General features: G+C 70.3%; 10 protein-coding genes. 3 read left to right on the top strand and 7 right to left on the bottom strand.

The features are described 5' to 3' along the window. The first annotated feature begins 41 nt into the window (after positions 1 to 41). Complete coding sequence (locus Msi02_RS19040) at positions 42 to 923, top strand: peptidylprolyl isomerase (protein ID WP_239108515.1); 882 nt, start codon at positions 42 to 44, stop codon at positions 921 to 923. Between the two features lie 61 nt (positions 924 to 984). Here the strand turns inward: Msi02_RS19040 and aspS are convergent, their stop codons facing one another. The 3 genes from aspS to Msi02_RS19025 are packed head-to-tail and all read right to left on the bottom strand — an operon-like array spanning position 985 to position 4681. Beyond that, a complete protein-coding gene (aspS, locus tag Msi02_RS19035) occupies positions 985 to 2745 on the bottom strand; it encodes an aspartate--tRNA ligase (protein ID WP_079316526.1) in 1761 nt (586 codons plus the stop codon). Then, positions 2742 to 3998: a histidine--tRNA ligase gene (gene hisS / locus Msi02_RS19030; RefSeq protein WP_079316525.1), complete on the bottom strand. Its 1257-nt coding sequence runs from the start codon at positions 3996 to 3998 to the stop codon at positions 2742 to 2744. The genes aspS and hisS overlap by 4 nt, the downstream gene beginning before the upstream one ends. Further along, positions 3998 to 4681: an MBL fold metallo-hydrolase gene (locus tag Msi02_RS19025; protein WP_204049629.1), complete on the bottom strand. Its 684-nt coding sequence runs from the start codon at positions 4679 to 4681 to the stop codon at positions 3998 to 4000. Before Msi02_RS19025 ends, hisS begins: the two co-directional genes overlap by 1 nt. 268 nt (positions 4682 to 4949) lie before the next feature. Between Msi02_RS19025 and Msi02_RS19020 the strand changes: the two genes are divergently transcribed. Both Msi02_RS19020 and Msi02_RS19015 read left to right on the top strand, forming a co-directional pair. Further along, positions 4950 to 5798, top strand: a complete 849-nt coding sequence (locus tag Msi02_RS19020) for a peptidylprolyl isomerase (RefSeq protein ID WP_079316523.1) — start codon at positions 4950 to 4952, stop codon at positions 5796 to 5798. A 59-nt stretch (positions 5799 to 5857) separates the two neighbouring features. Further along, positions 5858 to 7087 carry a DUF349 domain-containing protein gene (locus tag Msi02_RS19015; RefSeq protein ID WP_079316543.1) on the top strand — a complete coding sequence of 410 codons (1230 nt, stop codon included), beginning with the start codon at positions 5858 to 5860 and terminating at the stop codon, positions 7085 to 7087. Between the two features lie 136 nt (positions 7088 to 7223). Here the strand turns inward: Msi02_RS19015 and Msi02_RS19010 are convergent, their stop codons facing one another. From Msi02_RS19010 to secD, 4 genes are all read right to left on the bottom strand, one after another. Further along, entirely contained in the window at positions 7224 to 9404 is a 2181-nt protein-coding gene (locus Msi02_RS19010; protein ID WP_204049628.1) for a RelA/SpoT family protein, read from the bottom strand. A gap of 279 nt (positions 9405 to 9683) precedes the next feature. Continuing rightward, a complete protein-coding gene (locus tag Msi02_RS19005; RefSeq protein ID WP_239108514.1) occupies positions 9684 to 10190 on the bottom strand; it encodes an adenine phosphoribosyltransferase in 507 nt (168 codons plus the stop codon). A gap of 102 nt (positions 10191 to 10292) precedes the next feature. Beyond that, on the bottom strand, positions 10293 to 11330 hold the full coding sequence (secF, locus tag Msi02_RS19000; RefSeq protein WP_204049590.1) for a protein translocase subunit SecF: 1038 nt from the start codon (positions 11328 to 11330) through the stop codon (positions 10293 to 10295). Then, on the bottom strand, positions 11330 to 13048 hold the full coding sequence (secD, locus tag Msi02_RS18995; protein WP_204049589.1) for a protein translocase subunit SecD: 1719 nt from the start codon (positions 13046 to 13048) through the stop codon (positions 11330 to 11332). Before secD ends, secF begins: the two co-directional genes overlap by 1 nt. Between the last annotated feature and the right edge of the window lie 31 nt (positions 13049 to 13079).

Below are 13079 nucleotides of genomic sequence, written 5' to 3'. Positions count from 1 at the left end.
CGGTGACCGACACTGATCGGCAGAAGCAACCGGCTTCGCGCGTGAGCACGACCGGGCGCGCGACCACCCCCCGTCGCCGCCTGCGTGGCACCCTCGGCGCCGGGCTGGGGCTCCTCGCGCTGGCGGGCAGCCTGGTGGCCTGCAGTGACGGCTCGGCCAAGACCACAGCCGAGGCCACCCCATCGGCCTCCGCCTCGCCCTCTGACTCAGAGGGTCCCAAGGTGACGCACACCGAGCTCGCGAACCCCACGCCGACGGCCCAGCCCACCAGCCTGCGTCAGGTCACCTGCCAGTACCGCAAGGACGACACGGGCGCCCCGTCGAAGTTCGTGGGCTTCCCGCCCAGCAAGCTGACCAGGAGGGTCATCCTGGCCAAGCAGATGATCATCACGACCAACCAGGGCGAGATCGTCATCGACCTGGCCACGAAGGACGTGCCGTGCGCGGTGAACTCGCTCGCGTTCCTGGCCAGTAAGAACTTCTACGACAACACGAAGTGCCACCGCCTCGCCACCGTGGAGACCGTGGGACTCGGGATGCTGCAGTGCGGCGACCCCCTGGCCACGGGCGACGGCAAGCGCAAGGAGGACGGCACGGGCGGCCCCGGCTACCTGTTCGACGACGAGAACCTCGGCGGCATGCCGCTCGTCCGGGGAACCGTCGGACTGGCGCAGAACACGGAGGACGCCAACTCCAACGGCAGCCAGTTCTTCATCTCCTTCAGCGACGAGAACAGCCAGCTGACCGCCGCCGGCGGCGCGTTCACCATGATCGGCGTGGTGAGCAAGGGCATGAACGTCATCGACAAGATCGCCAGGGGCGGGATCATCCCGTTCAACGGCGACCCCACCGCCGACGTGCGGGGCGAGGGCTCCAACGCCCCCAAGAAGAAGGTCGTGATCAAGGACGTGACCATCGTCTGAGCGTCCCCGGACGCACGACGGCCCCCGCGACCGGTGTCGCGGGGGCCGTCCTGTGTCGGGATCAGCTCTGCTGCGCGGCGGGCTCGGGCCTGTCGCCCTTCGGCGTGGCGTCCACGCCGGCCTCCTTGCGCTGCTCCGGGCTGATCGGGGTGGGCGCCCCGCTCAACGGGTCGAAGCCGGACGCCGTCTTCGGGAACGCGATCACGTCCCGGATCGACTCGCCGCCCGCGAGCAGCATGCAGACGCGGTCCCAGCCGTAGGCGATGCCGCCGTGCGGCGGCGGGCCGTACTTGAACGCCTCAAGCAGCCAGCCGAACTTGCTCTCGGCCTCCTCCTTGGAGATGCCGAGCACGTCGAACACGCGCTGCTGCATCTCGGCGCGGTGGATACGGATCGAGCCGCCGCCGATCTCCATGCCGTTGCAGACCATGTCGTACGCGTACGCCAGGGCCTCGCCGGGGTTGTCCTGGAAGGTGTCGGCCCACTCGGGCTTCGGCGAGGTGAACGGGTGGTGGACCGGGGTCCAGCCGCCCTCGCCGTCCTCTTCGAACATCGGGGCGTCGACGATCCACAGGAACGACCACTGCGACTCGTCGATCAGGTCGCAGCGGCGGCCGATCTCCAGGCGGGCCGCGCCGAGCAGGTCGCGGGAGGCCGCGCGCGCGCCGGCCGCGAAGAAGACCGCGTCGCCGGGCTTGGCGCCGGTCGCCTCGGCGAGGCCGGCCAGCTCGGTCTCCGACAGGTTCTTGGCCACCGGGCCGCCCAGCGTGCCGTCCTCCTGCACCAGCACGTACGCCAGGCCGCGCGCGCCGCGCGACTTGGCCCACTCCTGCCAGGCGTCGAGCTCCCTGCGGGTCTGCGAGGCGCCGCCGGGCATCACGACCGCGCCCACGTACGGCGCCTGGAAGACGCGGAACGAGGTGCCGGAGAAGTAGTCCGTGAGGTCGGTCAGCTCGACGCCGAAGCGCAGGTCGGGCTTGTCCGAGCCGTACCGCGCCATCGCCTCGGCGTACGTCATCCGGGGCAGCGGCGTGGGCAGCTCGTAGCCGAGCGTCTCCTTCCAGATCCGCCCGATGAGCGCCTCGCCCAGCTCGATCACGTCGTCCTGGTCCACGAACGACATCTCGATGTCGATCTGGGTGAACTCGGGCTGCCGGTCGGCCCGCAGGTCCTCGTCGCGGAAGCAGCGGGCGAGCTGGTAGTAGCGCTCCAGGCCGGACACCATGAGGAGCTGCTTGAACAGCTGGGGCGACTGCGGCAGGGCGTACCAGTTGCCCGGCTGGAGCCGGACGGGCACCAGGAAGTCGCGGGCGCCCTCGGGCGTCGAGCGGGTCAGGTTCGGCGTCTCGACGTAGACGAACCCGCGCTCGCGCATGACCTCGTTGGCGAGGTAGGTCGCCTGCGAGCGGATCCGCAGCGCGTCGGCGATCCGCTGACGGCGGATGTCGAGGTAGCGGTACTTCAGCCGCGCCTCCTCCGACACGCCCGAGCTGCCCTCGATCGGGAACGGCAGCGGCGCCGACTCGCTCAGCACCTCCACCTCGGAGGCGACGACCTCGATCTCGCCCGTGGGCAGATCGGGGTTCTCGTTGCCGGCCGGGCGCTGGCGTACCTCGCCTGTGACCTTCACGCAGTACTCCGCGCGCAGGTCGTGAGCGTGGTCCTCCTCGCGGAAGACCACCTGGGCCGAGCCGGAGGCGTCGCGCAGGTCGATGAAGACCACGCCGCCGTGGTCGCGCCGGCGCGCCACCCATCCGGCCAGCGTCACCTTCTGGCCCGCGTGCTCCTTGCGGAGCGTGCCTGCCTCGTGGGTGCGGATCACGAGAGTTTCCCCTTCAAGAACTGGACGACCTCCGCGAGCGGAACCGCGGTCTGGTCGGCTGTGGTCAGGTCCTTCACTTGCACGGCTCCCGCCTCGATATCTCGGTCGCCGAGGATGAGCGCGTACCGCGCGCCGCTGCGGTCGGCGGCCTTCATCGCGCCCTTGACGCCACGGCCGCCGAAGGCCATGTCGACCGCGAGACCGGCCCGGCGCAGCTCGCTCACGAGCGGGAACACGCGCCGCCTAGCCTCCTCGCCGAGCGGCACGGCGAACACCTCGACGCCGCGGGGGCGCTCGGCGAGCAGGCCCTCGGCCTCCATCGCCAGCACCGTGCGGTCCACCCCGAGGGCCCAGCCCACGCTGGGCAGCGCCGGGCCGCCGATCTGCTCGCTCAGCCCGTCGTAGCGCCCGCCTCCGCCGACCGCCGACTGGGCGCCCAGGCCGTCGTGCAGGAACTCGAAGGTCGTACGCGTGTAGTAGTCCAGGCCGCGCACGAGCCGGGGGTCGTCCTCGTACGTCACGCCGGCGGCCGTCAGCAGGCCCCTGACCTCCTCGTGGTAGGCCTTGCAGGCCCCGCACAGGTGGTCGGTGACCAGCGGCGCGTTCTCCAGCTGCGCGCGCACCTCGGGGCGCTTGTCGTCGAGCACCCGCAGTGGGTTGATCTCGATGCGGTTGCGGGTGGGCTCGTCGAGGTCCAGGCCGCGCAGGAAGTCCTGCAGCGCGGCGCGGTAGGCCGGGCGGCACTCCTTGCAGCCGAGCGAGTTCAGCAGCAGCCGGACGCCGCGCAGGCCCAGCGAGGCGTAGCCGTCCATCGCCAGCACGATCAGCTCGGCGTCGAGCGCCGGGTCCTCGGCCCCCAGGGCCTCCGCCCCCACCTGGGAGAAGTGGCGATAGCGCCCCGCCTGGGCCCGCTCGTAGCGGAAGTAGCTGCCCGAATACCACAGCTTGATCGGCAGCGGCCCGCCGTACAGGCCGTGTTCGAGCACGGCACGCATCACGCTCGCGGTGCCCTCGGGGCGCAGCGTCAGCGACTGGCCGCCCCGGCTCGTGAACGTGTACATCTCCTTGGTCACGATGTCGGTCGACTCGCCGACGCCGCGCGAGAACAGCGCCGTGTCCTCGAAGGCCGGCGTCTCGATGTAGCCGTAACCGGCGCGGCGGGCCGGCGCGGCCAGGGCGTCCCGTACGGCGAGAGCCCACTCCGAACGCGGTGGCATCCAGTCGAAGGTGCCCTTGGGCGCCTGAAAGGTCATCACAATCCCCTGGTCGGGCCTGCGTGCGGCGCGACGTCCCTGAGGAAGGGGTTGGTCGCGCGCTCGCGGCCGATGGTCGTCTGAGGTCCGTGGCCGGGCAGGACCGTGGTCTCGTCCGGCAGCGTCAGCGTCTTGGCGAGGCTGCGCAGCATGGCGGCGTAGTCGCCGCCGGGCAGGTCGGTACGGCCGATGGAGCCGGCGAACAGCAGGTCGCCCGCGAACAGGACCTGGGAGTCCTCGACGGGCGTCCGGAACGTCACCGACCCCCTGGTATGGCCCGGCCTGTGCTCGACCGTGAGCTCCAGCCCGGCCAGCGACAGCACGGCCCCGTCCGCCAGCTCCCGTACGTCGTCGGGCTCGGAAAGTTTCAGCCCGCCGAACGCCTGGCCCGCCTGCGGCGGGAACCCCTTCGCCGGGTCCGACAGCAGGTCGCGGTCCTCCGGGTGGATCCACGCGGGCACGTCGCGGGCGCCGCACACCGGGGCCACCGACCACACGTGGTCGATGTGGCCGTGGGTGAGCAGCACCGCGACCGGCTTGAGCCGGTGCTCGCGCAGCAGCGCGTCGAGATCCTCCACGGCGTCCTGACCTGGGTCGACGACCACGCACTCCTCGCCTGCAGCGGGAGCGACGACGTAACAGTTGGTCTGGAACGACCCTGCGGGAAACCCGGCGACGAGCACGGAAGCGGCCTCTGCGTCTCTACGGATCAATCAAGGATTGCGCGAGCGAATGTAACCGAAGGGTACCGGTGCGGGTCGGCAGGCTGCGAACCAATACCCGTCAGCCGATACGATTCGCCCACCTCAATAGTCATTCTTGGAGCAGTCGAGCCGGATGCTATAGAACGGGCCGCCGTTCCCGGAGCACCTCCCGGGTGTGGCGGGCACGCGCCGGCGAGATCGCGTCCGGGCGTACGACCATGGGAAACAGGAAAGTCGGGAGGTCGAAGTGGTCACCGGCAAGGACCGGCAGAAGCAGCTGGCCCGGGAGCACTACGAACGGCAGCTGCGGGCACGCGCGGAACGCGAGCAGAAGTCGCGGCGCACCGCGATCATAGGCACCACCGCGGCCGTGGTGGTGGTGATCGGCGGCGTGGTGGCGGCGACGACCCTTCTCGGTCGCGACGACAGCAGCGCCACGGCGTCCGCGTCGCCGTCGGCGAGCATCAAGCCCGCCGTGGCCGACCCCAAGCCGTACGACCCGGCCAAGGGCACCTGCGGCTACGTCGCGGACGAGGGCAGCGGCCAGGTCAAGAACGTCGGCATGCCCCCGGAGAAGGTGAGCACCGCCCCGGCGACCATGACCATCAAGACCAACCTCGGCGACATCGTCGCGAGGCTGGACAGCGAGAAGGCGCCCTGCACGGTCAACTCGTTCAAGTTCCTGGCGTCCAAGGACTACTTCGACAACACGAAGTGCCACCGGATGGGCACGGACTTCCCGATCCTGCAGTGCGGCGACCCGCTGGCCAAGGCCGACGGCAAGAACCCGACCGACGGCCAGGGCGGTCCCGGCTACCGCTTCGCCAACGAGAACCTGGCGGGCGCCAAGTACACGCGGGGCGTGATCGCGATGGCGAACAGCGGCCCGAACACCAACGGAAGCCAGTTCTTCATCGTGTTCGGGGACACCGGGCTGACCCCCGACTACACGCCTTTCGGTACGGTGACCAAAGGACTCGAAATCGTGGACAAGGTCGCCAAGAAGGGCGTCATCCCCAGTGCCGGCGGGGACGGCACTGGTGCCCCGAAGCAGCCCGTGGTCATCAAAGACGTGACAATCACCAGCAAGAGCTGACGTAATACAACCAAGGGCACATCGAGCCCTGGAGGCTGATTCAAGTGCGGGAGGACACGGTGAGCACCGACCCGTGGGGCCGGGTAGACGAGGACGGCACCGTCTACGTGCGTACGGCTGAGGGAGAACGGGCCGTCGGGTCCTGGCAGGCCGGTGAGCCGGAGGAGGCGCTGGCCTACTACCGCCGGAAGTTCGACGAGCTGGCGGGCCAGGTGCAGCTCCTGGAGCAGCGGGTGCGCGGCACCGACCTCGCGCCGGCCCAGGCCGAGGCGAGCATCGCCAAGCTGCGGGAGTCGGTGGCCGAGGCGCACGCGGTCGGCGACCTCGGTTCGCTGCAGGACCGGCTGACGGCGCTGACCGAGCTGGTCGGCAAGCGGCGCGAGGAGCTGCGGGCCGCGCGCGACCAGGCCCGGGCGCACGCGCGCGAGGTGAAGGAGCGCATCGTCGCCGAGGCCGAGCGCATCGCCGAGGAGACGACGCACTGGAAGTCCGGCGGTGAGCGGCTGCGGCAGCTCGTCGACGAGTGGAAGGCCGCCGAGCGGGTCGACCGGGCCACCGAGGCGACGCTGTGGAAGAGGCTGTCCACGGCGCGTACGGCCTTCGCCAAGCGGCGCAAGGCGTACTTCTCCTCGCTCGACCAGCAGCGCGACGCGGTGCGCGGCACCAAGGAGCACATCGTCAGCGAGGCGGAGGCCCTGGCGGACTCGACGGACTGGAACGCCACCGCGGCGGCCTACCGGGAGCTGATGCGCCAGTGGAAGGCCGCGGGACGCGCCTCCCGCGAGGTCGAGGACGAGCTGTGGGCGCGCTTCAAGGCCGCCCAGGACCAGTTCTTCCAGGCCCGCTCGGCGGTGTTCGCGGAGCGGGACGCCTCCTTCGCGGCGAACGCCGAGGTGAAGGAGGCCCTGCTGGCCGAGGCCGAGAAGCTGCTGCCGGTCACCGACGCGCGGGCCGCGCGCACGGCGCTGCGGGGCATCCTGGAGCGCTGGGAGGCCGCGGGCCCGGTGCCGCGCGACCAGCGCGACCGTCTGGAGGGCGGGCTGCGCAAGGTCGACGACGCGGTCCGCAGGGCCGAGGAGTCCGAGTGGAAGCGCTCCAACCCCGAAGCCAGGGCTCGCGCCCAGGACACGGTCAACCAGCTCCGCAGGTCGATCGACCAGCTGGAGACGCGGCTGGCCAAGGCCCAGACGGCCGGCCGGGACAAGGACGTCAAGGAGGCGGAGGAGGCGCTGGCCGCCCGCCGCTCCTGGCTCCAGGAGGCGGAGCGCACGCTCGCCGAGTTCTCCTGACCCGCTTCGCGTGAGTCCCGGCGTGACCTCTTGTCACGCCGGGATTCGCATGTCCGCCGCCTGGTGACGACGCAGCGGAGCCGGGCCGTCCGGTCGCCGGCCCTGTTGTTCCAGGTGCCCCGGCGGCCGCGGGCCGTCAGCTGGTCACGCGGTAGACGTCGTAGACGCCGGCGACGGTGCGCACCGCCTTGAGCACGTGGCCGAGGTGCTTGGGGTCGCCCATCTCGAAGGTGAACTTGCTGATCGCCACCCGGTCGCGGCTGGTCGTCACCGAGGCCGACAGGATGTTCACGTGCTGGTCGGACAGGGTCCGCGTGACGTCCGACAGCAGGCGGGGCCGGTCGAGCGCCTCCACCTGGATGGCGACGAGGAAGACCGAGTCGTCCCCGGGCGACCAGGAGACCTCGACCAGCCGGTCGGGGTGGGCACTGAGCTGCTCCACGTTCGGGCAGTTGGTGCGGTGCACGGACACGCCGTGCCCCCGCGTGACGAACCCGACGATCTCGTCCCCCGGCACCGGGGTGCAGCAGCGCGACAGGCGGACCCACACGTCCGGGTCGCCCGCGACGATCACGCCGGCGTTCGAGTTGGCCCTCAGACGGCCCTTGAGCCGCGTGGGGACCTGGGCCTCGGCGATGTCCTCCTCGGCCCCCTCGACGCCGCCCAGGGCCTGTACGAGCTTTTCCACGACCGACTGGGCCGCGACGTGCCCCTCGCCGACGGCCGCGTACAGGGCCGAGACGTCGGCGTAGCGCAGGTCCCTGGCCAGGGCCAGCAGCGCCTCGCCGGACATCAGCCGCTGCAGCGGCAGGCCCTGCTTGCGCATGGCCCGCCCGATGGCCTCCTTGCCCGCCTCGATGGCGGTCTCGCGGCGCTCCTTGGTGAACCACTGGCGGATCTTGTTGCGGGCCCGGCCGCTCTTGACGAACTTCAGCCAGTCCCTGGACGGTCCCGCGTCCGGCGACTTCGACGTGAAGATCTCGACGGTGTCGCCGTTGCCGAGGCGGGACTCCAGCGGGACCAGCCTGCCGTTCACCCGCGCGCCGATACATCGGTGGCCGACCTCGGTGTGCACGGCGTACGCGAAGTCGACCGGGGTGGCGCCCTCGGGCAGGGCGATCACCTGGCCGCGCGGGGTGAAGACGAACACCTCCGAGACCGACAGGTCGAAGCGCAGCGACTCCAGGAACTCCCCGGGGTCGGAGGTCTCCTTCTGCCAGTCGAGGAGCTGGCGGAGCCAGGCCATGTCGTTGACCTGCTTGACCTTGCCCGGGCCGGCCCCGGTCATCTCCTCCTTGTACTTCCAGTGCGCGGCCACGCCGTACTCGGCGCGGTTGTGCATGGCCCGCGTGCGGATCTGCAGTTCGATGGCCTTGCCCTCGGGTCCCATGACCGTCGTGTGGAGCGACTGGTACATGTTGAACTTGGGCATGGCGATGTAGTCCTTGAACCGCCCCGGCACCGGCTTCCACTGGGCGTGGATCGTTCCGAGCGCGGCGTAGCAGTCGCGGACCGTGTCGACCAGGACGCGGATGCCCACCAGGTCGTAGATGTCGTCGAAGGCCACGCCCTTGGCGATCATCTTCTGGTAGATCGAGTAGTAGTGCTTGGGCCGGCCGCGCACGGTCGCCTTGATCTTCGCCTCGCGCAGGTCGGCGGAGACCTTCTCGATGACCTCGTGCAGGAACAGGTCGCGGCGCGGCGCGCGCTCCGACACCATCCGGGCGATCTCGTCGTACCGCTTCGGGTAGAGCATGGCGAACGCGAGGTCCTCCAGCTCCCACTTGATGGTGTTCATGCCGAGCCGGTGGGCCAGCGGCGCGAAGATCTCCAGCGTCTCGCGGGACTTCTGCTGGCGCTTGTGCTCGGGCATGTAGCGCATGGTCCGCATGTTGTGCAGCCGGTCGGCCAGCTTGATCACCAGCACGCGGATGTCGCGCGACATCGCGACGACCATCTTGCGCACGGTCTCGGCCTGCGCCGCGTCGCCGAACTTCACCTTGTCGAGCTTGGTCACGCCGTCGACGAGCAACGCGATGTTGTCGCCGAAGTCGGCTCGTAACTCGTCGAGGCTGTAGGCGGTGTCCTCGACGGTGTCGTGCAGCAGGGCGGCGCACAGCGTCTCGTCGTCCGTGCCCAGCTCCGCCAGGATCGTCGCCACCGCGAGCGGGTGGGTGATGTACGGGTCGCCGCTCTTGCGCTTCTGATCGCGGTGATGGTAGGCGGCGACGTCGTACGCACGCTCGATCAGCCGCAGGTCGGCTTTGGGATGGGTGGCACGGACCGTCTTGAAGAGCGGTTCCAACACCGGATTCATAGCACCCCACTGCCCCCCGAAACGGGCGAGCCTCCGTCGCGTGGCCGGCGACGCCGGCTTGTCCTCCGGGACCGCCGCGGAGTCGCGCGCCGCGTCGGGGGGCACGTCTGCGACGGGCTCGGGGGCGTCGCGGGAGATCACTCCGCGATCGACCCGCGCGCTGTCGGGCACGACCACTTCACGGGGCACACAGACTCCTCACGTCGAGTCCAGATTCCACAGTGTATCCGTGCTGCCACAGCACTCTCGGCCGCGTGCCCCCTGAGCGGCCCGCACGGCTCAGACGGCGAGCAGGGTGCGGACGTCCAGGCCCGGCAGCCGGTCGCGGCCGGAGAGGAAGGACAGCTCCATCAGGAAGGACACGGCCACGACCTCCGCGCCCGTCCTTCTGACCAGCTCCACCGCCGCCCGGGCCGTGCCGCCCGTGGCGAGGACGTCGTCCACGATCAGGACCCGGTCGCCGGGGTCGAAGGCGTCGGCGTGCACCTCGATCGTCGCGGAGCCGTACTCCAGATCATAGGACGCCTCGTACGTGTCGGCGGGCAATTTGCCCTTTTTGCGCACTGGTACGAACCCCGCACCGCTGCGGTAGGCCACCGGCGCGGCGAGGATGAAGCCCCGCGCCTCGATGCCGACCACCTTGTCGAACGCCAGGCCGTCCCCGAGCTCGTCCACTACCTGCGTGAAGGCCGCGTGGTCCGCCAGCAGCGGGGTGATGTCCTTGAAGAGGATGCCCGGCTTCGGATAGTCCGGGACATCCCTGATGAGAGCCGTCCAGTCAGTCACGACGCCCAAGCCTAACGGGATCGCCCGAGATAAGGGCGCCGCCCGACATGAAGGCGCCCCCGGAACCGGGCGGGTTCCGGGGGCGCCTGCGACGAGACGGCGTCAGCGCTTCTTGCGCTTCTCCGTGGTCGTGGTGACGTTCTGCGAGCCTGCCGAGACGGGCTCCTTGGCGGCGGCCTTGGCGGCGGAGACCTGCTTGGCGTGCACCCGCTGGGCCAGCGCCTGCCACTTGGGCTCCCGCTCCTTGAGCGTGACCAGGATCGGCGTCGCCACGCACAGGGACGAGTACGTACCGACGATCATGCCGACGAACAGGGCCAGCGACAGGTCCTTCAGCGTGCCCGCGCCGAGCAGCGTGGTGCCGATGAACAGGATCGCCGCCACCGGCAGGATCGCCACCAGCGAGGTGTTCAGCGACCGGATCAGCGTGTGGCTGAGCGCGTTGTTGGCGGCCTGCGTGTAGGTCATCTTCGCGCTCGTGCCGAGCTTGCCGGTGACCTCCTTGATCATGTCGAAGACGACGACCGCGTCGTACAACGAGTAACCGAGGATCGTGAGGAAGCCGAGCATGGTCGCCGGGGTGACCTCGAAGCCCGACCAGGCGTAGACGCCCGCGGTGATCACGAGGTCGTGGACGAGGGCGACGATCGCCGCGAGGGCCATCCGCCACTCGAAGGCCACCGACAGGTACAGCATGATCGCGATCATGAAGACCGCGAGGCCGATCCAGGCCTTCTGCGAGACCTCGCCACCCCAGGTCGCGCCGATGACCTGCGAGCTGACCTGGTCCTTCGTGGTGCCGTACTTCTGGGCGACCGCCTGCTGGACCTTGGTCACCTCGTCGGCCTTGAGGCTCTCGGTGGTGACCCGCCAGTTCGGGCCGGCCTGCTGCACGATGACCTGGTGGACTCCGGCGTCCGCGACGGTCTCGCGGACCTGTTCGAGGCTGGAGCCGGGTGTGCGCTTGAAGTCGAACACCGAGCCGCCCCGGAACTCCACGCCCAGGTTCAGCCCGTTCAGCGCCAGGCCCAGGATGGAGACGGCCAGCAGGAAGACCGACAGGCCGTACCAGATCTTGCGCTTGCCGACGAAGTCGATGTTGATGTCGCCGCGGTAGAGGCGGCTGATCACTCCCGGCATCACGCCTCCTGCAGGGTCTGCTCGGCGGGGCTGGTGCGGCCCATGCGCTCCGCGTCGAGTCCGGACAGCTTGTGGCCCTTCGCGAAGAACCGCAACCGCGCCACGAGGGACATCAGCGGCTTGGTGAACAGGAACACCACCACGATGTCGATGAGCGTCGTCAGGCCCATCGCGAACGCGAAGCCGGCCACGTCGCCGACCGCCAGGTAGAACAGCACCACCGCGGCGATGAACATGACGGCGTCGGCGACCAGGATGGTCCGCCGGGCGCGCCGCCAGGCCACCTCCACCGCCGAGCGCAGCGTGCGGTGACCCTCCTTGATCTCGTCGCGGATCCGTTCGAAGTACACGATGAACGAGTCCGCGGTGATGCCGATCGAGACCACCAGACCGATGATGTGCGGCAGCGAGAGCCGGAAGCCGGCGTTGTGGCTCAGCACGTCCACCGTCAGGTAGGTGAACACGGTGGCCACGCCCAGGCTGGCGATGCCGATGAGCCCGAGGCCGCGGTAGTAGAGCAGCAGGTAGATCATGACGACGATCAGGCCGAGCGCGCCGGAGATGAGACCGCCGTTGAGCTGGTCCTGCCCGAGGGTCGAGGAGACCGACACGACAGAGCTCTGCTGGAACTTCAGCGGCAGCGCGCCGTACTTGAGCTGGTCGGCCAGCTCGGTGGCCGTCTTCTGGGTGAAGCTGCCGGAGATGCGGGCACTGCCGCCGGGGATGGCCTCCTCGATCGTCGGAGCGACGATGACGACGCCGTCCAGCACGTTGGCGAGCTGGTTGCGCGGGGCCGGCAGGCTGGTGATGCGCCGGGTGATGTCGGCGAACTGGGTGGCGCCCTTGGACTTGAAGTCGACCTGGACGATCCACTCACCGGTGGTGGGGTCGGTGCCCGCCTGCGCGCCGCTGATCTCGGTGCCCTGCACCGCGGCCTTGTCCAGGATGTACCGCGCCGAGCCGTCGTCGCTGCAGGCGACGATCTGCTTGTTCGGGTCGTCGATGGCGCCCTGGCCGCGGTTCTTCGCGGTGCAGTCGATCTTGCGGAACTCGGTGAGCAGCGCCGGGTCGATGCCGCTGGTGTCCTGACCGGCCAGTGGGTCGCTCGTGTCCTCCGGGCTCGCCGTCGGCGTGGGGCTGGGAGCCGCCGAGGGCGACGCCTTGGCCCGGGCCCCCCGGGCTGTCCCGGCGCCCGCCCTGTGGTGAGTCGTGGCCCTCGTCGAGGTGCTCGGCTCCGGCGACGGCGCGGTCAGCGCCTTCGACAGGGCACGGCCCGCCGGGGTCGCGTTCCCGTTCGGGGCCGCGCTCTCCCTGGCCGGCGTGGACGCCTTCGAAGTGGCCGCCGGCGTCGCCGCGGCCGACCCGCTGGGCGTGGGCGCCGCCGTGGGCACCTGAGCCGGCGGCGCCTTGGCGGCGGCCACCGCGAGCACCTGCCGCATGCGCAGTTCGGCGGTGGTCGACACCAGCCGGAGCGCCTCCTCCCGGCCCGCGCCCGGGATCTGGATCACGATGTTGTCGTTCGACTTCGCGACCTGGGCGTCGGAGATGCCGGTGCCGTTGACGCGCTGCCGAATGATCGTCACGGCTCGGTCGAGGCTCTCCTGCGACGGCGCCTTCCCGTTCGCCGTGACCGGCGAGAGCGTCACAGTGGTGCCGCCCGCGAGGTCGAGGCCGAACTTGGGAACGAACGCCTTCTGGAGGGCGACCGTCGCGCCCATGACGAGGATGAGCGCAAGGAGCAGCAGGAGT

Source organism: Microbispora siamensis, assembly GCF_016863095.1.
In the GTDB taxonomy this organism is placed as follows: Bacteria; Actinomycetota; Actinomycetes; order Streptosporangiales; family Streptosporangiaceae; genus Microbispora; species Microbispora siamensis.
Note: the sequence above shows the minus strand (reverse complement) of the source record. Positions and strands in the feature narration are given on the sequence as shown.